The 23,583-nt window shown below is 69.8% G+C and carries 26 protein-coding genes; 18 read left to right on the top strand and 8 right to left on the bottom strand.

Annotation, left to right across the window (positions count from 1 at the left end; all coding sequences use genetic code 11):
• Positions 1-4 precede the first annotated feature (4 nt).
• From ACFYRY_RS16390 to ACFYRY_RS16420, 7 genes are all read left to right on the top strand, one after another.
• The gene (locus tag ACFYRY_RS16390; protein WP_389145122.1) at positions 5-892 is read left to right on the top strand and encodes a DUF5936 domain-containing protein; all 888 of its coding nucleotides are present in this window, start codon (positions 5-7) and stop codon (positions 890-892) included.
• Positions 893-1,313: 421 nt separating this feature from the next.
• Positions 1,314-2,519: a sensor histidine kinase gene (locus ACFYRY_RS16395; RefSeq protein ID WP_389146272.1), complete on the top strand. Its 1,206-nt coding sequence runs from the start codon at positions 1,314-1,316 to the stop codon at positions 2,517-2,519.
• A gap of 91 nt (positions 2,520-2,610) precedes the next feature.
• A complete protein-coding gene (locus ACFYRY_RS16400) occupies positions 2,611-3,447 on the top strand; it encodes a response regulator (protein ID WP_389145125.1) in 837 nt (278 codons plus the stop codon).
• Positions 3,448-3,586: 139 nt separating this feature from the next.
• Positions 3,587-3,784, top strand: a complete 198-nt coding sequence (locus ACFYRY_RS16405; RefSeq protein WP_389145128.1) for a Flp family type IVb pilin — start codon at positions 3,587-3,589, stop codon at positions 3,782-3,784.
• The gene (locus ACFYRY_RS16410; protein WP_389146274.1) at positions 3,781-4,380 is read left to right on the top strand and encodes a pilus assembly protein TadG-related protein; all 600 of its coding nucleotides are present in this window, start codon (positions 3,781-3,783) and stop codon (positions 4,378-4,380) included. Before ACFYRY_RS16405 ends, ACFYRY_RS16410 begins: the two co-directional genes overlap by 4 nt.
• 31 nt (positions 4,381-4,411) lie before the next feature.
• On the top strand, positions 4,412-4,990 hold the full coding sequence (locus ACFYRY_RS16415; RefSeq protein WP_389145131.1) for a hypothetical protein: 579 nt from the start codon (positions 4,412-4,414) through the stop codon (positions 4,988-4,990).
• An 8-nt stretch (positions 4,991-4,998) separates the two neighbouring features.
• Positions 4,999-5,610: an OmpA family protein gene (locus tag ACFYRY_RS16420; protein ID WP_389146276.1), complete on the top strand. Its 612-nt coding sequence runs from the start codon at positions 4,999-5,001 to the stop codon at positions 5,608-5,610.
• Between the two features lie 43 nt (positions 5,611-5,653).
• On the opposite strand, the gene ACFYRY_RS16425 is transcribed toward ACFYRY_RS16420, so the two are convergent.
• Positions 5,654-6,043, bottom strand: a complete 390-nt coding sequence (locus ACFYRY_RS16425) for a DUF192 domain-containing protein (RefSeq protein ID WP_389145134.1) — start codon at positions 6,041-6,043, stop codon at positions 5,654-5,656.
• A gap of 104 nt (positions 6,044-6,147) precedes the next feature.
• Here ACFYRY_RS16425 and ACFYRY_RS16430 point away from each other — a divergent pair, with 104 nt between their 5' ends.
• The 7 genes from ACFYRY_RS16430 to ACFYRY_RS16460 all read left to right on the top strand — a co-directional run bounded on the left by ACFYRY_RS16430 (position 6,148) and on the right by ACFYRY_RS16460 (position 14,137).
• Positions 6,148-6,759 carry a dihydrofolate reductase family protein gene (locus ACFYRY_RS16430; RefSeq protein WP_389145137.1) on the top strand — a complete coding sequence of 204 codons (612 nt, stop codon included), beginning with the start codon at positions 6,148-6,150 and terminating at the stop codon, positions 6,757-6,759.
• A gap of 6 nt (positions 6,760-6,765) precedes the next feature.
• Positions 6,766-7,644, top strand: coding sequence for an LLM class flavin-dependent oxidoreductase (locus ACFYRY_RS16435; RefSeq protein ID WP_389145140.1), 879 nt, complete (start codon positions 6,766-6,768; stop codon positions 7,642-7,644).
• Positions 7,645-7,796: 152 nt separating this feature from the next.
• Entirely contained in the window at positions 7,797-8,597 is an 801-nt protein-coding gene (locus tag ACFYRY_RS16440) for a class I SAM-dependent methyltransferase (protein WP_389145142.1), read from the top strand.
• Between the two features lie 511 nt (positions 8,598-9,108).
• On the top strand, positions 9,109-9,882 hold the full coding sequence (locus ACFYRY_RS16445; protein WP_356770797.1) for an isoprenyl transferase: 774 nt from the start codon (positions 9,109-9,111) through the stop codon (positions 9,880-9,882).
• A gap of 325 nt (positions 9,883-10,207) precedes the next feature.
• Positions 10,208-11,533 carry a PhoH family protein gene (locus ACFYRY_RS16450; protein ID WP_389145145.1) on the top strand — a complete coding sequence of 442 codons (1,326 nt, stop codon included), beginning with the start codon at positions 10,208-10,210 and terminating at the stop codon, positions 11,531-11,533.
• A 398-nt stretch (positions 11,534-11,931) separates the two neighbouring features.
• Positions 11,932-12,645, top strand: a complete 714-nt coding sequence (locus ACFYRY_RS16455; RefSeq protein ID WP_389145148.1) for a transglycosylase SLT domain-containing protein — start codon at positions 11,932-11,934, stop codon at positions 12,643-12,645.
• 136 nt (positions 12,646-12,781) lie between these two features.
• On the top strand, positions 12,782-14,137 hold the full coding sequence (locus ACFYRY_RS16460; protein ID WP_389145151.1) for an AI-2E family transporter: 1,356 nt from the start codon (positions 12,782-12,784) through the stop codon (positions 14,135-14,137).
• Positions 14,138-14,465: 328 nt separating this feature from the next.
• Here ACFYRY_RS16460 and ACFYRY_RS16465 read toward each other — a convergent pair whose 3' ends face one another.
• Together ACFYRY_RS16465 and ACFYRY_RS16470 are read right to left on the bottom strand one after the other, a co-directional pair.
• Complete coding sequence (locus ACFYRY_RS16465; RefSeq protein WP_389145154.1) at positions 14,466-14,999, bottom strand: alkyl hydroperoxide reductase; 534 nt, start codon at positions 14,997-14,999, stop codon at positions 14,466-14,468.
• 6 nt (positions 15,000-15,005) lie between these two features.
• Positions 15,006-15,560 (bottom strand): peroxiredoxin, encoded by a 555-nt coding sequence (locus ACFYRY_RS16470; RefSeq protein WP_389145156.1) that lies wholly within the window; start codon positions 15,558-15,560, stop codon positions 15,006-15,008.
• Between the two features lie 89 nt (positions 15,561-15,649).
• Between ACFYRY_RS16470 and ACFYRY_RS16475 the strand changes: the two genes are divergently transcribed.
• The 4 genes from ACFYRY_RS16475 (at position 15,650) to ACFYRY_RS16490 (ending at position 18,574) form a co-directional block, all read left to right on the top strand.
• Complete coding sequence (locus ACFYRY_RS16475) at positions 15,650-16,693, top strand: LysR substrate-binding domain-containing protein (RefSeq protein WP_389145159.1); 1,044 nt, start codon at positions 15,650-15,652, stop codon at positions 16,691-16,693.
• A 176-nt stretch (positions 16,694-16,869) separates the two neighbouring features.
• Positions 16,870-17,709: a MarR family transcriptional regulator gene (locus tag ACFYRY_RS16480; protein ID WP_389145162.1), complete on the top strand. Its 840-nt coding sequence runs from the start codon at positions 16,870-16,872 to the stop codon at positions 17,707-17,709.
• Positions 17,710-17,754: 45 nt separating this feature from the next.
• Complete coding sequence (locus ACFYRY_RS16485) at positions 17,755-18,141, top strand: roadblock/LC7 domain-containing protein (protein ID WP_389145164.1); 387 nt, start codon at positions 17,755-17,757, stop codon at positions 18,139-18,141.
• Between the two features lie 4 nt (positions 18,142-18,145).
• Positions 18,146-18,574, top strand: a complete 429-nt coding sequence (locus ACFYRY_RS16490) for a hypothetical protein (protein ID WP_389145167.1) — start codon at positions 18,146-18,148, stop codon at positions 18,572-18,574.
• 57 nt (positions 18,575-18,631) lie between these two features.
• On the opposite strand, the gene ACFYRY_RS16495 is transcribed toward ACFYRY_RS16490, so the two are convergent.
• The 5 genes from ACFYRY_RS16495 to ACFYRY_RS16515 all read right to left on the bottom strand — a co-directional run bounded on the left by ACFYRY_RS16495 (position 18,632) and on the right by ACFYRY_RS16515 (position 23,459).
• Entirely contained in the window at positions 18,632-20,971 is a 2,340-nt protein-coding gene (locus tag ACFYRY_RS16495; protein ID WP_389145170.1) for an ABC transporter permease, read from the bottom strand.
• The gene (locus ACFYRY_RS16500; protein ID WP_389145173.1) at positions 20,968-21,657 is read right to left on the bottom strand and encodes an ABC transporter ATP-binding protein; all 690 of its coding nucleotides are present in this window, start codon (positions 21,655-21,657) and stop codon (positions 20,968-20,970) included. The genes ACFYRY_RS16495 and ACFYRY_RS16500 overlap by 4 nt, the downstream gene beginning before the upstream one ends.
• Complete coding sequence (locus tag ACFYRY_RS16505) at positions 21,654-22,178, bottom strand: PadR family transcriptional regulator (RefSeq protein ID WP_389145176.1); 525 nt, start codon at positions 22,176-22,178, stop codon at positions 21,654-21,656. The genes ACFYRY_RS16500 and ACFYRY_RS16505 overlap by 4 nt, the downstream gene beginning before the upstream one ends.
• A 94-nt stretch (positions 22,179-22,272) precedes the next feature.
• Positions 22,273-22,527 carry a hypothetical protein gene (locus tag ACFYRY_RS16510; RefSeq protein WP_389145179.1) on the bottom strand — a complete coding sequence of 85 codons (255 nt, stop codon included), beginning with the start codon at positions 22,525-22,527 and terminating at the stop codon, positions 22,273-22,275.
• Positions 22,524-23,459, bottom strand: coding sequence for an SPFH domain-containing protein (locus ACFYRY_RS16515; protein WP_389145182.1), 936 nt, complete (start codon positions 23,457-23,459; stop codon positions 22,524-22,526). Before ACFYRY_RS16515 ends, ACFYRY_RS16510 begins: the two co-directional genes overlap by 4 nt.
• Positions 23,460-23,583 lie beyond the last annotated feature (124 nt).

Below are 23,583 nucleotides of genomic sequence, written 5' to 3' on the forward strand. Positions count from 1 at the left end.
ATCGATGGCACTCCTGCTGGCCCTGCTGATGGGCCTCGCCGTCTGGGGCGTCTTCACCGGCATCCGCATGTACCGGGCGGAGGTGAAACTCCCCAGCGATCTGGTGCTGGCCCTGGAGGTCGGCGCCACCCGCACCGGCGCGGTCGACTCGCTGATCGACCGCCTCGGCATGCGCTACGCCCCCGCCGTGCTCCGGCTGATGGGCCCCAAGCAGGTCGCGAAGTACCGCCGCAAGATCGACCTCGCGGGCAACCCCGGCGGCCTCACCATCGACCGCTACGCGGCGCGCCGCGCGGTCTACGGCTTCCTCGGCGGCGTCGGCTTCCTGGTGTTCCTGCTCCGCGGGCAGTACCTGGTGGCGCTGTTGCTGCTGGCGTTCGGCGCGTTCTGGACGGAGGTCGGCATCTGGTCGGCGATCCGGATCCGCAAGGACGTGATCGAGCGGACCCTGCCGGACTTCCTTGACGTCCTCGCGGTCGTGGTGAGCGCGGGCCTCGGCTTCCGCCAGGCCCTGGACCGGGTCGCCTCGAAGTACGAGGGCCCCTGGGCGGACGAACTGCGCATCACCCTGCGCCAGATGGACCTCGGGGTGAGCCGCCGCGAGGCCTTCGCGGAGCTGCGCCGCAGGAACGACTCCGAGCAGGTCGCGATGTTCGTGACGGCGCTCCAGCAGGGGGAGGAACTGGGGGCGCCGATCGTCGACACGCTCGTCTCCCTGGCGAAGGACATGCGCCGCACCGACGCCCAGAACGCCCGCCGCAAGGCCGCCCGAGCGGTCCCCAAGGCCACCATGATGATCACGACGTTCATGGTCCCGGCCACGATGATCCTGCTGGGCGCGGGCTTGCTGCTGGGGTCCGGGACGGACTTCGGGTCGATCACCGGGAAGTAAGGGGTGGGGGAGAGGTGACGGGCGAGAGGCGAGGGGGCGAGAGGTGAGGGTGAGCGGGCGGAGGGGCGCGAGGGTCCGGGCGAGGACGGGGGCCGGACGCAGGGGCCGCACGGTCGGGTGGGCGCACGGGTACGGGTACGGGCATAGGCATAGGCGTGGGCGCGGGCTCGGGCAGGTGCATGGGCGCGGGCGCGGGCCGGAATTCGATCAGGTTCTCACGGCGCGGGGAGGGTTCGCGGTGGCAGCAGCGGACGGCCGCGGGACCGCCGACGGCGATCAGCCCTCGCGGTGGGCTGCCACGCCCGACGGTTCACAACCGCCCCACCCCGCTACGGCGGTTGACAGCGGTCAGCCCCCGCAGGGGACACCGGCAGTCGAACCCGAGCCGCCCATCCCGCTCCAGGTGAACGCCCTCCAGGCCATGTGCCGCCAGGTCTTCGGCTTCCGCCTCGCGATGATCGCGCTGGCGGCCCCCGCCGCCCTCCTCAACGCCAGCCCCGGGCTGGGCGTCCGCCTGGTCGGCGCCGCCGTGGTCGTCACCTTCATGGGCTCGTACGTCCTCTTCAGGGACTGGGAACGCTTCGGCCCGCTGCTCCTGCGCCACCCCACCCTCCTGGCCGTGGACACCCTCTTCGGTTCCCTGCTCCTGATCTCGGCGGGCCCGGACAGCACCCTCGCCTACGTCAGCGTCTGCACCCCTCTCCTCGCGGGCATCGTCTACGGCTGGCGAGGCGCGGCCGTCTTCGCCTCCCTCCAGTCACTGATCCTGCTGCTCGTGCAGGCCACCCTGAAGGACGCCCGCGCCGAACTCGCGGAAGCCCTGCTGCTGCCCGGCCTCTGCGTCATCACGGGAGCCGTCGGCTCCACCCTGCGCAACCTGATGCTCCGCTTCGGCACCGCCACCCAGGCCCTGACCGCCGTCCAGGCCCGTCTGGCCGCGGCGGAGGCGGTGAGCGCCGAACGGGCCCGCCTCGCCCGGGAGATGCACGATTCCGTGGCCAAGACCCTGCACGGCGTGGCCCTGGCCGCGGACGGCCTGGCGAACTCGGCGGACGCCACCCGCATCGACCCCGCCCTCATCAAGCAGCAGGCCGAACTCGTCGCCCGCTCGGCCCGCCGGGCGGCTGCCGAGTCCCGCGAACTCCTGGCCGACCTGCGCCGCGAGTCGGACCTCGGCCACACCAGCGACGTCCTCGCGGAACTGGCCGCCCGCACCCACGACTTCGGCGCCCGGACCGGGCTGCGGACCACCTACCACCCGACCGGCGATCGGACGGAGCAGCCGCCTCCGGTGCCGCCCGCCGTGGCCCGCCAGCTCCTCACCATCGCCACCGAGGCCATGGAGAACGCCCACCGCCACGCCGCCGCGACCCGGCTCGACGTCAGCGCGGGAGTGCACGGTGACGTCCTCAGCATCAGCGTGTACGACGACGGCCGCGGCCTCCCTGCGGACACGACCCTCGAAGAGCTCCGCCGCTCGGGCCACTTCGGCCTGGTCGGCATGGTCGAGCGAGCGGCATCGGTGGGCGCCGGCATCCATATCGGCCAGGGCACGCACCCCAAGGGCACGGAGGTCCGCCTGGAACTCCCCTTGGCGACACCGCCCCCGGAAACTGGAACCCTGTGACTCGGGAAGCCCGACCGCTCGGGAAGCCCTGCGACGAGGACGACGAGACCGCGACAACGAGACCGCGACAACGAGGATATAGAGGACATCGATGAGTGCGACGACGACGCATTCGAGGACCCCATCGCCCCCGACCCCTGACTTACGGGTCGTCGTGGCCGACGACAACCCCGTGGTCCGAGCCGGTCTGACCGCCCTGCTCTCCGGCCGCGCGGACATCACGGTCGTCGCCGAGGCGGCCGACGGCCACGAGGCTTGCGAGGCGGCCCGGCGCCACCGTCCCGACATCGTTCTCCTGGACGTCCGCATGCCCGGCCTTGACGGCATCTCGGCACTCCCGTACCTGGTGGGGATCGCCCCGGTGATGATGCTGACGTACAGCGGGGAACCGGAGATCGTGGAGGAAGCGCTGCGCCGCGGAGCGGACGGCTACCTCGTCCACGGCGAGTTCACCGCCGACCAACTGGTCACCGCCGTACGGGACATCAGGGACGGCCGCCCGCACTTCACCCCCACGGCGGCGGGGGCGATGCTTCGCCGACTTCGTGCGTCGGGTGCGAACGCATACGAAGTCCAACCTTCCACTTATTCCCGCGAGCAAAGCATTCCGCTGCCCCTGTCGCGTGACTCTTCCCTCCCGTGGATGCCGTCTCCACCCAATTCTCCGGAAACTGCTTCACGAGTGCAATCAAATGTGGGACAGTCGTCGAGGTTGCGGTTCCAGCTCAGTACGAGGGAGGCGGAGATCATGGACCTCATCGCGTCGGGGATGAACAACCAGCAGATCGCCGCCACTTGCTTCATCAGCGAGAAGACGGTCAAGAACCACATCAACCGCATCTTCGCCAAGCTCACCAGCACCAGCCGCTCCGAGGCCGCCGCGAAGTGGCTGGGCACAGCGGTGGGTTCACCCCGAGGGCTGGGGTGAACCGCGGTGACACGAGGGGGGAGTGGTGGGGTGGGGCGTTGGGCCCAGAAATGGGTCCTGGGGCCCTCGGCAGGACGGGGTGTTCCGTCGTACGTTGGGGCGATCGCTCGCCGATCGGCCGCCATCGGAGGGGAACACCATGAGCAACTGGATCAACACCACCGCCACGTACCTGCGGAACCGCGCCGCCCGCGACGACCGGGGGCAGACCGCGGTGGAGTATCTGGGGATCATCGCGGTGGTGGTGGCGATTGTGTTGGCTATCACGGGGACGGATATCGGGCAGACGATCTACAACGCGATCACGGACAAGATCACCGAGGTCGTCGGCGCCTGACCTGGCCCTCGACGGGCAGTGACACAGGGCAGGCCTTCCCCATCTACATCATGGTGGTGGCGGGTCTGCTGTTTCTCGCGTTCGCGTACCTCGCGGTCGGCCAGGCTGCGGCGAATCGGAACGGTGCCCAGACGGCCGCCGACGCGGCGGCACTCGCGGGGGCGCAGGACATCCGGGACCAGCTCGCGGGCATGTGGGTGAAAGATCTTCTCGACCCCGCTAAGTGGCCGGACATCTTCGACGGAGACGTGCAGGGAGTCATGGACCCCTGTTGGCGCGCGCAGGAGCTGGCCGCGCAGAACGACGCTGGCAACGTTCAGTGCGATTGGCCGGAGCCCATGAGCTACGGGGTCACCCTCCGGACGAACAAGTACGTGGGAGACTCCATCGTTCCCGGTACGGAGGACAAGCGTTCAACAGCCTCCGCCACCGCCGTGATCAAGCGACTCTGTGAGTTCGAGCTTCCTGGGGAGGACGCGGGGGACGGCGTTCTTCCGCAGCTCAAATGCGGGGACCAGACCTGGGATCCGGATCCGGACGACCTGACCACGCTTCCGGAACCCGAGGACCTCTTCGACGTCCATCTGGCCGACTGACAAGCGAATGACGAGTGAAGGAAGCAGAACGATGAGCATTCGGTTCACTGCGAAGGCCCGAGGGGGGATGGTCGCCCTGACCGCTGCGGCCGCACTGGCCGTCAGCGTGGCCGGCTGCGGGGGCGGCGGCGAGGACAAGAAGCCGGAGACGCCGGCGTCGTCCTCCAAGGACGATGGCTCCAAGCCGAGTACGCAAGAAGGCCAGTCGGATACGCCCGTGGCGGAGTCGAAAGGCCCGGAGGGGCTTCTGCTTCAGATCGCCTCGGCCAACCGGGACTCCGGGGGCTTCGTCACGGTGAGCGGCAACCTGAAGAACGACAGCGCCAAGTCACTCACCATCCCAGCCCAATTGAGTGGCAGCGAGACCGAGATCATCCGGAACGGCCGTTCCTTCGGCGGAGCCACGTTGGTGGACTCGAAGGGTAAGAAGCGCTACTACGTGCTGCGTGACACCGACGGCCGCCCGCTCACCACCACAGGTGTCTCGACGATCAAGTCCGGCGAAACCGTCCCGGTGTTCATGCAGTTCCCCGCACCACCCGCTGAGACGTCTGAGGTGTCTTTCCAACTGCCCATGTTCGCTCCTGCCGACATCACGATCTCTGGGTGAGGCCGATCATGACCCGCGCCCTGGCCACTGCCACCCTCCTGGCCGCCACCACCCTCGTCACCGCCCCCACCGCTTACGCAGACACACACCCCAGCGTCCCCCCAGGCACCGAACCCACCGCCTCCGCCCCCGTCAACGTCGACGCCAACGACCCCGACCTGAAGCTCCCCGAAGGCGGGACGCTCGCTGAGCCCAAGGTGTTGGACATCAAACAGGTCGTCGAGGACCAGAGCGGTGACGAGCGCCGGGAGGACACCAACGCGGACGTGAAGTTCGCGCTTCAGGCCGAGGTGCTGTTCGGTAAGGACAGCGCGAAGCTGGGCGGGGAGGCGAAGGCCCGTATCTCCTCGATCGCGGAGGAGATCAAGACCCAGAACGCTACCCGGGTACGGGTGTTCGGCTTCACGGACGACCTCGGCACCGCCGCCCACGGCGACGTCCTGTCCAAGAACCGCGCCAACGCCGTACAGGACGTCCTGGACCAGGAACTCAACGACCCGAACGTCACCTTCGAGGTGCGTGGCTACGGCGAGCAGTACCCGATCTCCTCCAACGCGACCGAGTCCGGCCGCAAGAAGAACCGCCGGGTCGAGGTGTCCTTCCCCCGGACGGACAACTGAACGGACGTATGAACGGACGGATGAACGGACAGCGGAACTCCGACTAGATTCCCTTCCCGCCCACCGTGTCCCTCTCCACCGTGACGCGCGCGCCCGCCCGGACGCCCCACCCCGCCATCGCCCCGGCCGCCGCCTCCAGCACATGCCGGGACCGCAGTCGGGGCAGCCCCAGACGGCCCGGCTTCATGGTGCGCACCGCGAGGACCTTGAGGCCGCGATCGAGGTAGGCGACGTCGATGGGGACACGCATCCGGAAGGTGTGCACGCTGCCGGCGGGGGACAACAGCATCGCCCCGTCGACGGAGTCCCGCCCGAGCAGCCCCTTCGTACGGGCCCGGTAGGAGGTCGCGATCTCCAGCGGAACGCTGACCCGTTCCGCCCCCTCCGCGCCGTGCACCACCAGCCTGCCCCGTCCGTCGAGCCAGCGCCCCACGCGACGTCACCTCCCTGTGCCGCTTGCCAATACCGACCGAACGTATCCGAGTCTGGGACCGTGGTGACGACTCGTCGTCCCCGACCGAACGAGGTGACCGAGACGTGCGAAAGATCGTCTTGATGATGTCGATCTCCTTGGACGGCTATATCGAGGGCCCCGGCCGGGACATCTCCTGGCACCGCGTCGACGAGGAAGTGCACCAGCACGCCAACGACACGGTCGCGAGGATGGGCGGGCTGCTGCACGGCCGGGTCATGTACGAGCTCATGGCCGCGTACTGGCCCACGGCCGACGCCGACCCCAAGGCCGCCCCGATCACGACCGAGTTCGCCGGTATCTGGCGGGACATCCCGAAGGTCGTCTACTCACGGACGCTGCGGCACGCCGACTGGAACAGCACGATCGCGCGGGAGGTCGTACCGGAGGAGGTGCGGGCGCTCAAGGAACAGCCGGGCGGCGACCTCGGGCTCGGCGGGGCCGACATCGCCGCCGCGTTCCTGCGCCACGACCTCGTCGACGCGTTCCACATCTACGTCCACCCCGTCCTCCTCGGCGACGGCAAACCCCTCTTCCACCCGACCGCCCCCCGCACGACATCCCTCCGGTTCACCGAGTCCCGCACCTTCGGCAACGGTGTCGTACTGCTGCGCCACGAGCGGCCGCAGACCGAAGCGTCAGCGGACGTGCCCGGCGCGTCCGGAGCGGGTAGGTAAGCCGTCATGACCACTCTCGGAGCAGTGTTCCGCCCTCAGTTGCCGCCCGAGGATCTGCGATCCGTCGCCCGGCTCGCGGACGACGTCGGACTGGAGGAGCTGTGGCTGTGGGAGGACTGCTTCCGCGAGGGCGGGATCTCCACGGCCGCCGCCGCGCTCGCCTGGACCGAGCGGGTACGGATCGGGGTCGGGCTGCTGCCGGTGCCGTTGCGCAACGTCGCCGTCACCGCGATGGAGGCGGCCACCCTGCATCGGATGTTCCCCGACCGCGCCATCCTCACCGTGGGGCATGGGGTGCAGGACTGGATGGGGCAGGTCGGGGCGCGGGCCGAGTCCCCCCTGACCTTGCTGCGGGAACATCTCGTCGCGCTGCGCGCCCTGTTGCACGGAGAGCGGGTCACCACCGACGGGCGGTACGTCATGCTGGACGACGTCGCCCTCGACTGGCCGCCGGCCCGTGACGGCGCCATCCAGGTGCTCGCCGGCGCCACCGGCCCGCGCACGCTGCGCCTGGCGGGCGAGGTCGCGGACGGCACCCTCCTCACCGCGTCCACCCCGCCCGACGGGGTACGACGGGCACGCGCGCTCATCGACGAGGGGCGGGCCGCGGCCGGAGGGAGTGACCCGCACAAGCTCGTCGTCTACCTCCTCGCCGCCACCGGACCGGACGCCGCCGCCCGGCTGCGTGCCGAGCTGACCGACGAGGGGCTGGCCTCGGTCCCGGACCTGGGAGTCGCCGGGGACGCCGGCGCCGTCGCCAAGGCCGTCCAGCGACTCGTCGAGGCGGGCGCCGACACGGTGGTGCTCCAGCCGACGGGCGACGAGCCGGACCCGGCGGGCTTCGTACGGTTCACCGCGGAGGAGGTCCGGCCCCTGGTGCCGTGAGTCCCGGAGGAGTCGAGCCGGCCGGCCTTTGACGGTCGGCTCTGCCGCGCTCAGCGATCCCGAGGCTCCCCCCCCCCGAGGCTCCTGAGCCCCCCGGAAAATCGGTAGTGTCCCTGACAAGGCACTGCGACGATCACTCCATGGATCAGCCCATGGATCAGGCACCCACACGCCCGGAGCCCCGCACCTTCGAAGACCTCGTCGCCGAAGGTGCCGCCGTGCCCACCGACGGGTGGGACTTCTCCTGGTTCGAGGGGCGGGCCACCGAGGCACGGCCCTCGTGGGGATACGCGCGGTCGATGGCGGGGCGGCTGGCCGGCGCGTCCGCCGCGCTCGACATCCACACCGGCGGAGGTGAGGTCCTCGACTTCGCCCTGGCAGCCGCCCCGAAGGCGCCCGTGCTGACCGCCGCCACGGAGGTCTGGCCGCCGAACGTGGCCAAGGCCACCGCGCTGCTCCGGCCGCGCGGCGTAGCCGTCGTCGCGACCTCGGACGGCGCGCCGTTGCCCTTCGCGGACGCGACCTTCGACCTCGTCGTCAGCCGTCATCCGCTCCGCGCCGACTGGCCGGAGATCCTGCGCGTCCTGCGCCCCGGGGGCACGTACTTCGCCCAGCACGTCGGACCCGCCAGCGTCTTCGAACTCGTCGAGTACTTCCTCGGCCCGCAGCCGGACGCGTCCCTGAGCGACCGTCACCCCGACCGGGAGCGCGCCGAGGCGGAGGCGGCCGGGCTGGAGATCGTCGACCTGCGCGCCGAACGGCTCCGCGTGGAGTTCTACGACATCGCGGCCGTCGTCCACTTCCTGCGGAAGGTGGTCTGGATGGTGCCCGGCTTCACCGTCGAGGCGTACGAGCCCCGACTTCGCTCGTTGCACGAGCAGATCGAGTCCGAGGGTCCCTTCGTCGCCCACAGCACCCGCCACCTCTTCGAGGCCCGCAGACCAGGCGAGTGAGGCTGCCTGCTCCTGCTCCTGCTCCCAGGTGAATCCCACGGCGAAGGCCACGCGTGTCGGCGGTGCCGGTGGTCCCGGCGGTGTCGGCGGTGTCGGCGTCAAAGAGACGCGCACACCGGCGTCACCCACCCGGGGGAACCCTTCCCGCTGGCTCCCGCCCCGAGAAGCAGCCGGTTCCTCCCGGGAAAACCGCAACTGTCCAGCCGTGCACCAGCCACGACACGGCCCGCGAGCCACCACCGCCGCGTCGCCGCGCGACTGCGGAGAGTAGTTGTGGCATGCCGATGCGCGCAGCATCACTTACGAAGGGTTATGGTGGAAACCCCCCCTCGGGCCGGTCCGTTTCCCCCCCACGGACCGGCCCGTTTTTTCTGCCCTGAACGGGCACCCGTTCAGGAGGGACCGCACCCGACTCGCTCACGGGCGCGGACCCCACACGGCACGCCCACTGCACGCACCGGTACCCTTCGGCTCGCGGGGACCGCATCCGCACGGAGGGGCTGACAATCACGTGAACCTGCGCGACACACTGCGCGGCCTGCTGGTCAGGCTGTACGCACGCCGGGTGGAAGGCCACCTGGACCACGCCCAGGTACCCAAGCACATCGGCGTCGTCATGGACGGCAACCGGCGCTGGGCGAAGGCCGCGGGCTCCACCACCGCACAGGGTCACCGGGCCGGTGCCGACAAGATCGAGGAGTTCCTCGGCTGGTGCACCGAGACGGACGTCGAGGTCGTCACCCTCTGGCTGTTCTCCACGGACAACTTCGACCGGCCGCAGGAAGAGCTGGTCCCGCTCTTCGGGATCATCGAGGACGTGGTCCGCTCCCTCGCCGCCGACGGCCGCTGGCGGGTGCACCACGTCGGGGCGCTCGACCTGCTGCCGCAGGGGATGCGGGACACCATCAAGGAGGCCGAGGAGACCACGGCGTCCAGAGACGGGATACTGGTCAACGTCGCCATCGGCTACGGCGGCCGCCAGGAGATCGCCGACGCGGTCCGCTCGATGATCCTCGACGCCGCCGACAAGAACACCTCGATGGAGGAACTCGCCGAGTCCGTCGACGTCGAGACGATCGGCCGCCACCTCTACACCGGCGACCAGCCCGACCCGGACCTGGTGATCCGTACCAGTGGTGAGCAGCGCCTGTCCGGATTCATGCTGTGGCAGACGGCCCATTCGGAGTACTACTTCTGTGAGGTCTTCTGGCCGGCCTTCCGCAAGGTCGACTTCCTGCGCGCCCTGCGTGACTACGCGGCGCGCCACCGCCGTTACGGCGGCTGACGGTCGTCACCCGGAAGGAGTAGCGGCTACCCCCTTTGGGGTGGAAGTAACGCGGAGTTCACCGGCACGCCGTCATATGTGCTGGCATGGCGCGGCAGGTTCGAGGGCATAAGGCAAGCAGGTCGACGCCCGATCCCCGGGTGTCGGATCTCAGCGGGCGGCACGGGGCCGTCCGCCCGGGAGGCCCTTTGCACCAGCCCGACCGTGCGGTCTCAGCGCGGACGAAGCAGTGGAGGGCCGGTCACCGGCCCGTGCATCGCGGCCGACGACCGGTCCAGCTCCACTCCGTCGCTCCCCGACCTCATCCGAGGGGGTACGTCCTTCCGTGGTGACCAGCACAAAGCGCCGTATGCCAGACCGGCGCACCTATGTTCTCGACACCAGCGTCCTGCTGGCCGACCCGAACGCCCTGAGCCGCTTCGACGAGCACGAGGTAGTGCTTCCCATCGTCGTGGTGACGGAATTGGAGGCCAAGCGGCACCATCCCGAACTCGGCTACTTCGCCCGACAGGCCCTGCGTCTGCTGGACGAGTTCCGGGTCAGGTTCGGCCGCCTCGACGCCCCCCTCCCGATCGGGGATCTCGGCGGGACCGTCCGTGTCGAGCTCAACCACTCGGACCCCAGCGTGCTGCCCAGCGGCTACCGCCTGGGGGACAACGACTCCCGCATCCTCGCGGTCGCCCGCAACCTGCAGGCCGAGGGGTTCGACGTCACAGTCGTGTCGAAGGACCTCCCGCTCAGGATCAAGGCGTCCTCGGTCGGTCTCCTCGCCGAGGAGTACCGCGCCGAGCTCGCCATCACGGACGCCTCCGGCTGGACCGGGATGTCCGAACTGACCCTGCCGGGTGAACAGGTGGACATCCTCTTCGAGGAGGGGCACGTCCACGTCCCCGAGGCCGCCGACCTGCCCGTGCACACCGGCCTGACCATCCAGTCGGAGCGCGGCAAGGCACTCGGCCGGATCTCGCCGGAGGGCGGCATCCGGCTGGTGCGCGGGGAACGCGAGGCGTTCGGCATCAAGGGCCGGAGCGCGGAGCAGCGCATCGCGCTGGACCTGCTCCTCGACCCGGACGTCGGGATCGTGTCCATGGGTGGCCGGGCCGGCACCGGCAAGTCGGCGCTCGCGCTGTGCGCGGGCCTGGAGGCGGTCCTGGAGCGCCGCCAGCACCAGAAGGTGATGGTCTTCCGTCCGCTGTACGCGGTGGGCGGCCAGGAGCTGGGTTATCTGCCCGGCTCCGAGGCCGAGAAGATGAGCCCCTGGGCGCAGGCGGTCTTCGACACGCTGTCCGCGGTCACCAGCCGCGAGGTCATCGAGGAGGTCACCGCGCGCGGGATGCTGGAAGTCCTCCCGCTCACCCACATCCGGGGCCGCTCCCTCCACGACGCGTTCGTGATCGTGGACGAGGCGCAGTCACTGGAACGGAACGTCCTGCTGACCGTTCTGTCCCGGATCGGCGCGAATTCGCGGGTGGTTCTCACCCATGACGTGGCACAGCGGGACAACCTGAGAGTCGGCCGGTATGACGGTGTGGTCGCCGTGGTCGAGAAACTGAAGGGTCATCCGCTCTTCGCGCACGTCACGCTGACGCGGTCCGAGAGGTCGCAGATCGCGGCGCTTGTGACCGAAATGCTGGAGGAGGGGCACATCTGACCCAAGTGCTCACCTTGCGGTAGTCACTTGTTCGATGGCGCCGTCCGGTAAAAGGCAGTGAGCCTAGCCGGGCGGCGCCTTCGCGCGTGGAGCTTTCTCAGAATCACCGGGGTCAAACGACATGTGAGCTTTCACACGGCACACAGAATTGCCTTGCGGTGTCGGGTTACGGCAGAGTCTCACTCCTGTCAGGCCCCGCATACGACACATCTGTGCCCCCAGCGGTACGGCACCACAGGAACCACACCCAACTCCATACAGTCGTCGTATGCCGCCCGAGTTTCACGCGGCACTCCCGCAGGGGAGTTGTCCATCGGGCCCGCGCCTCCCGTGACCCCGCAGTTGGGAGGCCAGTGCCAGGGGCACGATTGCGTCCGCCAGGGTCACCGAAGCGGGCGATGCTGGAAGGAAACCGTGTGAGCCCGATTTCGGTCAGGGGATTCGCAGTGGCCTCGGCCACCGCGGTCACCGCTGTCGGAAGCGTCGTCGGAGTTGCCTCGGGCAGCACCGCGCAGCCGATCGACGCGGAGGCGACGGCAGCCGACTCGACGCTCCTCGCTGACATCCCCGCGGGTCAGCTTGCTCAGGTGCAGACCGCGTCCCTCACGCAGCAGGCCGACACCCAGGCCATCGCCGCGGACGTGAGCGCCAAGAAGATCGCGGAGGAGTCGGCTCGCAAGGAAGCCGCCAAGACCGCGCAGGAGAAGAAGGACGCCGCCGAGAAGGCGGAGCAGGCGGCCAAGGAGCGTGAGGCGGCCCAGGCCAAGATCAAGGCGGCCAAGGCGTCGGCTCCCACCACCTTCTCGGTGCAGAGCTCCTACAGCATCGCGCAGATCCAGGCCATGGCGCGTTCGGTGGTGGGAAGCGACCAGTTCCAGTGCTTCAGCAACATCGTGGACCACGAGTCCAGCTGGAACTACAAGGCCGTGAACGCCTCCTCCGGTGCCTACGGTCTCTTCCAGGCACTGCCGGGTTCCAAGATGTCGTCGGTCGGTTCCGACTGGCAGACCAACCCGGCCACCCAGATCAAGTGGGGCCTCAACTACATGGACAGCCGCTACGGCAGCCCCTGTGAGGCCTGGTCGTTCTGGCAGGCCAACAACTGGTACTGAGGCCTCCGTGGCCCCGGCCACGCACTCAACCTCGCGCAGCCCCTCCCCGTCCTAGGGGGAGGGGCTGTTGCCATGTACGGTCGGACCGGACGACTCCGGGGGAGTGGTGGGGAGAGACGGGGGAAGAGAGCGCATCATGTCGAGAGTGCCAGGGTGGCTCGGCCGGATCGGCGCCGGACTCACCGACATGGGTGACCGGTTGAACGAGCGCCGCGAACGGGCGGAGCGGGAGGACGCGGAGCCCGAAGCGGTTCCGTTCGCGACCGACGGCATTCCGCAGACCGACCACGCCCCACCGTCCGAGGACCACCTGCCGGTGGCCGTCGTCACCCGCCCGGACCCCGCACACGCCGTGCCGTGGGGGATGCGGGTCGCGGCCGAGGCCGGCTGGCGACTGCTGGTGCTGGCCGGCACCGTCTGGGTCCTCATGAAGGTCATCAGCGCCGTGCAACTGGTGGTGCTGGCGTTCGTGGCGGCGCTGCTCATCACGGCGATCCTGCAGCCGACGGTGGCACGGCTCAGGCGGCTCGGCTTTCCGCGGGGTCTGGCCACCGCGCTGACCGCGGTCCTCGGGTTCGTCGTCATGGGTCTGATCGGCTGGTTCGTGACCTGGCAGGTCATGGAGAACATCGACAACCTCTCCGACCAAGTCCAGGACGGCATCGACGAGTTGCGCAAGTGGCTGTTGAACAGCCCCTTCCACGTCACGGACAAGCAGATCAACGACATCGCGGAGAACCTGCGGACGGCGGTCGGCGCCAACACCGACCAGATCACGTCGGCAGGCCTGGAGGGCGTCACGGTCGTCGTCGAGGCGCTCACCGGCATCCTGCTGGCGGCCTTCTCGACCCTGTTCCTCCTCTACGACGGCCGGCGCATCTGGGAGTGGACGCTGAAGCTGGTCCCGGCGGCCGCCCGGCCGGCCATGGCGGGCGCGGGCCCGCGGGCCTGGCGGACCCTGACCGCCTACGTCCGCGGCACGGTCATCGTGGCCCTCATCGACGCCATCTTCATCGGCCTGGGCATCTTCTTCCTGGACGTCCCGATGGCGGTCCCGCTCGCCGTGTTCATCTTCCTGTTCGCCTTCATCCCGCTGGTCGGCGCGGTGGTCTCCGGCGCGCTGGCGGTCGTGGTCGCGCTGGTGACCCAGGGCGTCTTCACGGCGGTCCTGGTGCTGGCGGTGGTGCTGGCGGTGCAGCAGATCGAGGGCCACATCCTGCAGCCGTTCATCCTGGGCCGGGCCGTCCGGGTGCACCCGCTGGCCGTTGTGCTGTCGGTCGCGGCCGGCGGGATGGTCGCGGGGATCGGCGGCGCGGTGGTGGCGGTGCCGTTGGTGGCGGTGACCAACACGGTGGTCGGGTATCTGCGGTCGTACTCCCACGAGACCGCGCTGAAGCAGTCGCCGCGGCCGAGGGGCGCCACCGCGCTGGGGGCGGCTCCGGTGGACACCCCCCCGCGGCAGTCTCCGGTGGACACACCCCCGAAGCATTGACGCCCTCACCTGCGTAAACGCAGGTGATTCCGGTCAGCATCGCTACGCGGTGCTCCCTCGGGTTCCTGCTTCACGGGCCCCTGCCACTTGAGGGTGGTCTTACAAGGCCTCCACAGGCCTGACTTCCCGCCCGTCCGGCGGTAGGTCTGACAACTACGTTGTCGGACAAAGCGACCTTAGCAGTTGAGCTGCGCCCCTACGGGCCGCCAGGCGAGGATGCCCTACACCTCCACCCTGAAGGGTGGTGCACTGGGCAAGTGTCCGGCAGCTCACGCGTCGGGCCCCGCCCACCAGGCAAATGGACGGGGCCCGTTGACGCGGCCGGGGGTTACTCGGCGAGGACCGCTTCCGCGTCCAGCGTCACGCCGGTCGCCTGGATCACGGACGCGATCTTGAACGCCTCCTGGATGACCTCACGGTCGAGACCGGCCTTGCGGAGCACCTGCTCGTGCGAGTCGAGGCACATCCCGCAGCCGTTGATCGCGGACACCGCGAACGACCACAGCTCGAAGTCGACCTTGTCGACGCCGGGGTTGCCGATGACGTTCATCCGCAGACCGGCGCGCAGGTTGCCGTACTCGTGGTCGGACAGCAGGTGGCGGGTGCGGTAGAAGACGTTGTTCATCGCCATGACCGCCGCGGCTGCCTTGGCCGCCGTGTACGCCTCCGGCGACAGGTTCTCCCGCGCCACCGGCTCCAGCTCGCGCAGCACGATCGGCGAGCGCGAGGCGATGGCCGTCGCCAGCACCGTGCCCCACAGCTGCTGCGCGGGCAGGTCGGAGTTGCCGATGACCGAGCCCAGGTTGAGCTTCAGGTCCTTGGCGTAGTCCGGCAGCGCGGACTTCAGATCACTGAGGGACATCCCGGATCACTCCCCGGCCAGCAGCTTGACCGGGTCCAGCGTCTCGTCGCCCTGGCTCCAGTTGCAGGGGCAGAGCTCGTCCGTCTGGAGCGCGTCCAGGACCCGCAGGACCTCCTTGGGGTTACGGCCGACGGAGCCGGCGGTCACCATGGAGAACTGGATCTCGTTGTTCTGGTCCACGATGAAGACAGCGCGCTTGGCGAAGCCGTCCTCGCCCTCGATACCGAGGTCCCGCATCAGCTCGTGCCGGGAGTCGGCCATCATCGGGAAGGGCAGGTCGCGCAGGTCGTCGTGGTCCTTGCGCCAGGCGTGGTGGACGAACTCGGAGTCGCCGGAGAAACCGAGGACCTGGGCGTCACGATCGGCGAACTCGTCGTTCAGCTTGCCGAAGGCGGCGATCTCGGTGGGGCACACGAAGGTGAAGTCCTTGGGCCAGGCGAAGATGACCTTCCACTGACCCTCGTAGGTCTTGTGGTTGATCTGCTGGAACTCCTTGCCCTTCTCCAGCGAGACACAGGCGGTCAGATCGAACTCGGGGAACTTGTCACCGACAGTGAGCACATGCTCTCCTTGCAGCGCGGAAACACCCGAATTGCGTGGGCGCTTCCTTGGGTTGGTCGTTTTCGATCGTGGCACAGGGTGCATTGATTATGGAAATAGCTATACTCGGTCGATCTGATCGGAGGGGGCTATCAGTGACCGTGAGTAAGAAGAGGCAGCCGAGTCTCGCCCAGTTGCGGGCCTTCGCCGCTGTCGCCGACCATCTCCACTTCCGGGACGCGGCCGCCGCGATCGGCATGAGTCAGCCCGCGCTCTCGGGCGCCGTCTCCGCGCTGGAGGAGACACTCGGAGTCACGCTGCTGGAGCGCACCACGCGCAAGGTGCTGCTCTCACCGGCCGGTGAGCGTCTCGCCGTACGCGCGAAGGCGGTGCTGGCGGAAGTCGGGGCGCTGCTGGAGGAGGCGGAAGCGGTACGGGCGCCCTTCACCGGTGCGTTGCGCCTCGGCGTCATCCCCACCGTCGCCCCCTATCTGCTGCCCACGGTCCTGCGGCTCGTCCACGACCGCTATCCCGACCTCGACCTCCAGGTGCACGAGGAGCAGACGGCCAACCTCATCGAGGGGCTCGCCGGCGGACGCCTCGACCTGCTGCTGCTCGCGGTGCCCCTCGGCGTCCCCGGTGTCGTCGAACTCCCCCTGTTCGACGAGGACTTCGTGCTCGTCACCCCCCTCGACCACCGGCTCGGCGGACGCCGTGGCATACCGCGCGACGCCCTCAAGGAGCTCAACCTGCTCCTCCTGGACGAGGGGCACTGTCTGCGCGACCAGGCCCTGGACATCTGCCGGGAGGCCGGTCGCGAGGACGCTCCTGTCACGACCACGGCGGCGGGACTGTCCACCCTGGTGCAGCTGGTGGCCGGAGGTCTCGGGGTCACGCTGCTGCCGCGTACCGCCCTCAAGGTCGAGACCACCCGCAGCGACCAGCTCCGCACCGGCCGCTTCGCCGAACCCGCCCCCACCCGCCGTATCGCCCTCGCCATGCGCGTCGGCGCGGCCCGCGGCGCGGAGTACGAGGAACTGGCGGTCGCCCTGCGCGAGGCGCTGCGGCCGCTGCCGGTACGGGTGTGGGGCTCGGAGGGCGCGGGAGAGCCGGGGGACCCGGCAGAGACGGCCGATCGGAAATCGTTCAAATGAGCGCCGAGTGACGTCAGAATCCGGGCTGGACAACGTCAGTTGAAGGGCGTGCGACTTCACATTCCGTCAGCTGACGACAGCTCGGAATACTCCCGTCGGAATATGTCCCCGGCCTGATACACATTCCTCCCTCAGTGCTACGCGTCAGGCGTATGTGCGACATGCCGGGGAGAGTGATGTCGGGCTACGGACTGCTCGCGCCGGCCCTGGCCGGGTGCGGGCGTGAGCGCTTCACGGGGGAGTTGCGGATCAGCGGATCCCCCGGCGGCACCGTCCACTTCCGGGACGGGCTCGTGGTCGCCGCGGAGTCCCCCGGCGCACCCGGTCCCGAGGCTCTGCTGCTGCGCTCCGGCCGGGTCAGCGGCGAGCAGTGGGCGGAGCTGGTGCGGGAGTCCGGCGGCTCCCGCTGGCCGGCCGCCGCTCTGGTCGCCCACGGGTACGCGGGCGCCGCCCAGCTCAAGGTCGTCTGTGTGATGGCGCTGCACGACGCGGTGTTCGCTATCGCCGCGGGCCGGGTGGACGACTGCGAACGCGCCCCGGCCGTTGAGCCGTTCGCCCAGGTCGCGGTGGGGGAGCCGCCCTCCCGGCTGCTGCGGGAGGCGACGCGCCGACTGGCCGCGCTCGCGGCGCTGCCCCGCCCCGTGCACCCCGACCGCGAACGCCCACGGCCGGCGAACGGCGGTGCGGCGGGCCCGCACGGCGCCCTGCGCGGCGAACTGCTCGCTCATGCCGACGGCCGGCGGACGAGTCGGGACCTGGCCTTCCGCACCGGTCGCGGCGTCTACACCGCCACCGTCGAGGTCGCCCGGATGCTCGCCGAGGGAGTCCTGGAGTGCCCCGCGGAACCTCCTTCGATCCCGGTGCTGCGCACCCCGCCCGACGGGCGGGGCGTGCGCCCCCGCACGCCGGAGCGGCCCGCCGAAACCCTCCCGTCCCCGCCACCTCCGGTGCCCGGCGCTCTGCCCCGCCGTAAACCGGGCGGATTCTTCCGCCTACGGAACGGAATACCGAAATGACAAACAGTCCGATCAGATGCGAACAGAAACAGGGGAGTTGAGCCCATGGATCACAAAGCTCTCGCACTGGAAATGCGCGGTCTGCGCGAACAGGTCACCGGAATCACCGACACCGCCGTGGCCGCCGCGGACGGACTGCTGATCGCCGCCGACACCGCCGACTCCATCGACCCGGAGGGCCTCGCCGCCCTCGCCGCGGCCGGCCTCGGCCTCGCCCGCCGTACCGCGCAGGCGACCGCCCGCGGCACCCTGCGCCGCACGGTCACCTACGGCAGCCACGGCTGCGCCGCCTTCTACGCCGTCGGCGACACCGCGCTGATGGTCGTCCTGGGAGACGAGGGCCTGGACGTCGACGACCTGCACCGGGTGACTCAGCCCACCCTGCGCCGGATCGACTCGATCCTCACCGAGAAAGCAGCCGAAGGAGTCTGAAGGGATGGCGACGAAGCGTATGGCCTCCGGTTTCTCCGACCAGGTGATGGGCCTGGTCAAGTCCCTCCGTGCGGACGCCCCCGACTGCGTCGCCGCGGGCCTGGTCGACATGTCGACCGGCATGCTGCTGTCGTACGAGACGGTCGAGACCCATCCGCCCGAGGTCCTGGACCTTTTGGCGGGCGCGACCCTCGACCTGTTCCAGGGCCGCACCGTCGTGATGATCGAGGACGTCTTCAAGGAGCGCCGGGGGATCACCAGTGACCAGCACTTCTTCCAGGAGATCCTGGTCAACAGCGAGAACCTCACGCACCTGTTCGTGCGGATGAACGAGCAGCAGGACGTCGTCGCGGTGGTGGTCTGCCGCAAGTCCGTCAACGTGGGCATGCTGTTCGCCCAGGTCCGGCGGGTGATCAAGGAGTACAGCCTCTGAGAACGACGCGGGCCCCTCCGGACAGGCGATCGGAGGGGCCCACGGCGCGTCGGTGTCCTACTCGGTGCGCAGCCCGTCCGGCCGCATCAGCCTCAGCAGCGGCGGCAGGCTGAACAGGGTCACCACCAGGACGACCGCCGCGCCCACCCCGGTCATGGACAGCACGCTCGGCCAGTCCACCCGCACGGTGGTGTTTGTCATCCGCAGCAGCACCGCGCCCAGCGTCACCCCCACCGTCGACGCCAGCAGCAGACCGAGCGCGATCGGGATCGCCGTCTGCCACAGCACCGACAGGCTCAGCGTGCGCCGCCGGGTGCCGAAGGCGACCAGCGCCGACAACAGCTTCTTGCGCTCCCGCAGTTGCTCCAGCTGCGACACCAGCAGGCTCGCTCCGATCAGCGCCAGCACACAGGCGGCGCCGGCGAACAGGCCGGTGCGGATGGCCGTGTACTTGTCGGACCGTTCGACCGACTGCCAGACCAGGGGGTCGGTCAGGGGGGCGACGACCGCCGTGGTGTTGCGCACCAGGTCGTACACGTCCGGCACGGACTCGTCGAGCTTCAGGTACAGCTGGCCGCCCAGGCCCGAGGCGTTCGCGGCCGGCAGCGCCTTCGGGGTGAACAGGAAACCGCCGCGTGCCGACCAGGTCGGGTCGTCGTTGCGGCTCCGCGCCTCCTTCAATCCCGAGGGCACCACCCAGGGGCTCTCCGTGCCCTTCTCGACGCCCTTGTAGGACGGGTCGAAGTACAGCGTCCGGCCCGCCTTCGCCAGCTTCGGGGTGCTGGTGTCGTACTCGGCGTCGCGGGCGACGAACACGTCGCCGTCCCGGCACGAGGGCAGGACCGCGACCTCCCGGAGCGCCGCACAGTCGCCGACGGTCACCTGGGTACTGAGCTCCGGATCCGCGCGCCGCTCGCCGACCTCCCCCTCGGCGTACGCGTAGACGTGGCGCACACCCTCGGTCCGGCGGAACTTCTCGGTGGCCTGCCCGAGCGGAACCTCCTTCGGGATCGGCACCTGCATCTGGGCGCGTGAGACGTCGTGCCCGGTGTCCTTCGTGTAGTCGTTCTCCACGCCGGCGAACAGCATCTGGAGCGCGATCGCCCCGGCCACCGCCACCGCGATGCCGTTGACCATGCGGGCGGCCGTACCGCTGCTCAACTGGAGCCTGCGTACGGCCAGTTGCCAGGCCACGCCGCCGCCACCGAGCCGTCCGACGACGACCTCGACGATCCACGGCAGCAGCGCGGTCACCCCGATGAGCAGGAGCATGACACCCCCGACCACCAGGTACTGGTTGAAGTCGCCGTCGCCCCGGCCCTGCCCGACCATCGGATAGAGCAACGCGAGCCCGCCCAGCGGCAGCAGCAGCCGCCACCACAGCCGACGCCGGGACGGCTTGGCCGCGCGCACCACGCCGAGCGGCTCGATGACGACGCTGCGCAGCGCGAACAGGGTCACCAGGACGGCCGCCGCCGGCACGGCGAGGCCGACCAGCAGGGCGAGGGCGGGGGAGGGGTTGAGGTAGCTCGGGAACACGCTGAGGTCGAACACCTCGACCGAACCCGCCACCTGACGGCCCATCATGAAGAAGCCCGCGCCGAGCACCAGCCCGAGCACCGCGCCCGCGAGGGCCTCACCGGCGGCGATCCGCCGGGTCGAGCGGCTGTCGGAGCCGACCAGCCTGAGCGCCGCGAGCCGCCGGTCGCGCCGCTCGCCGCCGAAGCGTACGGCCGCGGCGATGAACACGGCGACCGGCATCAGCAGCACCACGAACACGACAAGGATCAGCAGGATCAGGACCGGGTCCGTCTGCTCGGGGGACAGGTTCACCTCTCCGAAGCGGTCGATCCGGGCGACCCGGACGCCGTGGATGCCGTTGGCCGCGAGACCCTGGGCGCCCCGGTAGTAGGCGAGGTCGGCGGAGCCGATCAGCCCGCTCTCGCCGATGGTGGCGACGATCGGGCCCGACAGCCGCTCCCGGAGCAGCTTTCCGCTGTCCGACTCCAGCAGCTCCTTCAGCGCCGGCGAGACGACCAGTTCGCCCACTCCGGGGAACTTCGCCAATCCGGGTGGCAGCGGCGCCCGCGGCCCCTCGGGCTCCAGCTCCCGGCCCCGGATGTCCTTGTCACGGAAGGTCGTGCCCGTGTCGGCGACCAGCAGGGTGTCGTTCGCCTTCGGCATGACCCCCGAGCTGTTGGTGTAGTCGCTGCGGGCGCCCTCCCGTTCGTGCCGTACCGCCAGCGCGTTCGGGATCGCGGTCGTCAGCAGCAGCAACGCCACCCCGAGCCCGACCCCGACGGCCGTCAGCAGCGCCCGGACCCATCCCTCGCGCCCGCCGGCGAAGGCGAACCTGACCCCCATGGCGAGGTCCCGCCACCACTGCCGCACGTTCATACGGCCCGCTCCATGTCCCGCGACTTCCCGTCCCGTACGACGATCTCGCGGTCGGAGTAGGCGGCCACCCGGGCCTCGTGCGTGACCAGCACGACGGCGGCGTTGGTGGACCGGGCCGCCTCGGTGAGCAGCTCCATCACACGCTCGCCGTTGAACGAGTCGAGCGCGCCGGTCGGTTCGTCGGCGAACAGCACCCGCGGACCGGTGACCAGCGACCGGGCCACGGCGACCCGCTGCCCCTGCCCGCCTGACACCTCGCCGGGCCGCTTCTTGCGCAGGTCGTCGACCTCCAGCCGCTCCATCCAGGACAGCGCGGCCCGCTCGGCCTCCTTGCGGGAGGTCCCGTTCAGCCGCAGCGGCAGGGCGACGTTCTCCACGCAGGTCAACTCGGGGACGAGCTGCCCGAACTGGAACACGAACCCGAACTCGCTGCGCCTGAGCGCACTGCGCTGGGCGTCGTTCATGGTGGCCATCTCGTGCCCGTTGTACGTGATCGACCCCGAGTCGGGTGTGACGATCCCGGCGAGACAGTGCAGCAGCGTCGACTTCCCGGACCCGGAAGGGCCCATCACGGCGACGACCTCACCGGGGTGGATGGAGAACTCGGCGCCGTCCAGCGCGAGGGTCGGACCGTAGGCCTTGCGCAGCCCGTCGGCCGTGAGCAGGGAACCGGCGGGATGAGTCACTTGGCCACCACCTCGGCGAGTTTGTCGAGCCGTGCCGCCGTCAGTTCGAGCCAGCGCAGGTCGGCTTCCAGATGGAACAGGGCGTGGTCGCAGATGAGCTGGTCGGCCAGATCGCCCTTGCGCTTGCGGTCGGTGAGGATCCGCATCATGCGCAGATGCTCGGCACGCTGCGTGTCGAGGATGTCGGCCGCGTCGCGCCGCGTCAGCAGCGCGAGGACGACCTTGGTGTACAGCGTCGACTGAAGATACGGCTCGGGCTTCTCCGGCGTCGCGAGCCACTGCCGCACGTCGGTGATCCCGGCCTCGGTGATCGCGTACCGCTTCCGCTCCGGCCCGTCGCCGGGTTCGATGCCTTCGACCTCGACGAGACCGTTCTTGAGCAGGCGGGACATCGTCGAGTAGACCTGGCCGTAGTGCAGGGGCCGGTCGTGACCGAACTTCTCGTCGAAGGTCCGCTTCAGGTCGTAACCGTGGCGCGGGCCGGACTCCAGGAGTCCCAGGAGAGTGTGACCGATGGACATGCGGATGACTCTACATAGCGTGTATACCCCGCATGTATACGTCGCGTGCGCGAGCAGTGGCGGGGGGTGCGGCCGCGCAGGTGGGAGCCGATTGTCACGGTTCTGCGACAGGCCCCGCCTCGCCGGGCGGACGGCCCCGGCGAGGCAGCGGCCCGGTCTCCTTGGGGAGCCGGCCCGCGTCGGCGAGGGCCTTGCGCAACAGGAACTCGATCTGGGCGTTGGCGGAGCGGAGTTCGTCCCCGGCCCACCGGGCCAGTGCCTCGTACACCAGCGGGTCCAGCCGCAGCAGCACCTGCTTGCGCTGCTGCGGCCGCCGCTTGGGCGAGGGGCCCTCGGACGGGGCCGTCACTGGTAGAGGGTTCCCGTGTTCAGCACCGGCTGCGGTGCGCGGTCGCCGCACAGCACCACCATCAGATTGGACACCATCGCCGCCTTCCGTTCCTCGTCCAGCTGGACGATGTCCTGCTCGGTGATCCGGGCCAGCGCCGCCTCGACCATCCCCACCGCGCCGTCGACGATCTCCCGCCGGGCCGCGACGACCGCCCCGGCCTGCTGTCGCTGGAGCATGGCCGAGGCTATCTCCGGCGCGTAGGCGAGGTGCGTGAAGCGCGACTCGATGATCTGCACGCCGGCCGCCTCCACCCGCAGGCGCAGTTCGGCGGCGAGCTTCTCGGTGATCTCCTCGGCGTTGCCGCGCAGCGAGAGGCCGCCCTCCTCGTGGGCGTCGTACGGGTACTCGATGGCGATGTGGCGCACGGCGGCCTCGGTCTGGGTGGAGACGAACTCCAGGAAGTCGTCCACCTCGAAGCTGGCCTGGGCGGTGTCCTCGACCTTCCACACCACGACCGCGGCGAGCTCGATCGGGTTGCCGTAGGCGTCGTTGACCTTGAGGACCGGCGTCTCGTGGTTGCGGACCCGGGTCGAGATCTTGGCGCGGGAGGTGAGGGGGTTCACCCAACGCAGCCCGTCCTGGCGGACGGTCCCCCGGTAACGCCCGAAGAGCTGGACGACCCGGGCCTCACCCGGCGCCACCGTGTTCAGGCCGCACAGGGTGATGAAGGAGGCGAGGCCGAGCAGGACGCCGACGGTGATCAGGGCGGCCTTGGCGCCGGTCGCGGACACCGTGCCGGCGCCCATCAGCGTGCCGACACAGAGCAGCATTCCGACCAGGCTCAGCAGCAGCGCGAGGCCGCCGCCGACGCTGTGCGCGGTGAACTCCCGCACGCGTGGCGCGGGCATCGCGGGCACGTCGGCGCTCGGAGCGGAGTGGTTCGTGGTCATGGAGTCCCCCCAGTAAGCTTGTTTCTATCTAAGTGATATCACTTTACCCCTTCGTCGCAACCCTTACTCCCTTTCGCACGTCGGTTCCAGTGGGACGGGTGCTGATTGTCACGTCAGCAAAAGA

The sequence above is a fragment of the Streptomyces sp. NPDC005263 genome, from assembly GCF_042872365.1.
GTDB lineage: Bacteria > Actinomycetota > Actinomycetes > Streptomycetales > Streptomycetaceae > Streptomyces.

Bases quoted from the DNA above. Each gene is read 5' to 3' on its own strand.
- ACFYRY_RS16390 (WP_389145122.1), top strand. From the start codon at position 5: ATGGCACTCCTGCTGGCCCTGCTGATGGGCCTCGCCGTCTGGGGCGTC.
- ACFYRY_RS16415 (WP_389145131.1), top strand. From the start codon at position 4,412: ATGAGCATTCGGTTCACTGCGAAGGCCCGAGGGGGGATGGTCGCCCTG.
- ACFYRY_RS16485 (WP_389145164.1), top strand. From the start codon at position 17,755: ATGGATCACAAAGCTCTCGCACTGGAAATGCGCGGTCTGCGCGAACAG.
- ACFYRY_RS16420 (WP_389146276.1), top strand. From the start codon at position 4,999: ATGACCCGCGCCCTGGCCACTGCCACCCTCCTGGCCGCCACCACCCTC.
- ACFYRY_RS16460 (WP_389145151.1), top strand. From the start codon at position 12,782: ATGTCGAGAGTGCCAGGGTGGCTCGGCCGGATCGGCGCCGGACTCACC.
- ACFYRY_RS16455 (WP_389145148.1), top strand. From the start codon at position 11,932: ATGCTGGAAGGAAACCGTGTGAGCCCGATTTCGGTCAGGGGATTCGCA.
- ACFYRY_RS16435 (WP_389145140.1), top strand. From the start codon at position 6,766: ATGACCACTCTCGGAGCAGTGTTCCGCCCTCAGTTGCCGCCCGAGGAT.
- ACFYRY_RS16400 (WP_389145125.1), top strand. From the start codon at position 2,611: ATGAGTGCGACGACGACGCATTCGAGGACCCCATCGCCCCCGACCCCT.
- ACFYRY_RS16490 (WP_389145167.1), top strand. From the start codon at position 18,146: ATGGCGACGAAGCGTATGGCCTCCGGTTTCTCCGACCAGGTGATGGGC.
- ACFYRY_RS16395 (WP_389146272.1), top strand. From the start codon at position 1,314: ATGTGCCGCCAGGTCTTCGGCTTCCGCCTCGCGATGATCGCGCTGGCG.
- ACFYRY_RS16440 (WP_389145142.1), top strand. From the start codon at position 7,797: ATGGATCAGGCACCCACACGCCCGGAGCCCCGCACCTTCGAAGACCTC.
- ACFYRY_RS16515 (WP_389145182.1), bottom strand. From the start codon at position 23,459: ATGACCACGAACCACTCCGCTCCGAGCGCCGACGTGCCCGCGATGCCC.
- ACFYRY_RS16505 (WP_389145176.1), bottom strand. From the start codon at position 22,178: ATGTCCATCGGTCACACTCTCCTGGGACTCCTGGAGTCCGGCCCGCGC.
- ACFYRY_RS16405 (WP_389145128.1), top strand. From the start codon at position 3,587: ATGAGCAACTGGATCAACACCACCGCCACGTACCTGCGGAACCGCGCC.
- ACFYRY_RS16480 (WP_389145162.1), top strand. From the start codon at position 16,870: ATGTCGGGCTACGGACTGCTCGCGCCGGCCCTGGCCGGGTGCGGGCGT.
- ACFYRY_RS16495 (WP_389145170.1), bottom strand. From the start codon at position 20,971: ATGAACGTGCGGCAGTGGTGGCGGGACCTCGCCATGGGGGTCAGGTTC.
- ACFYRY_RS16475 (WP_389145159.1), top strand. From the start codon at position 15,650: ATGGAAATAGCTATACTCGGTCGATCTGATCGGAGGGGGCTATCAGTG.
- ACFYRY_RS16465 (WP_389145154.1), bottom strand. From the start codon at position 14,999: ATGTCCCTCAGTGATCTGAAGTCCGCGCTGCCGGACTACGCCAAGGAC.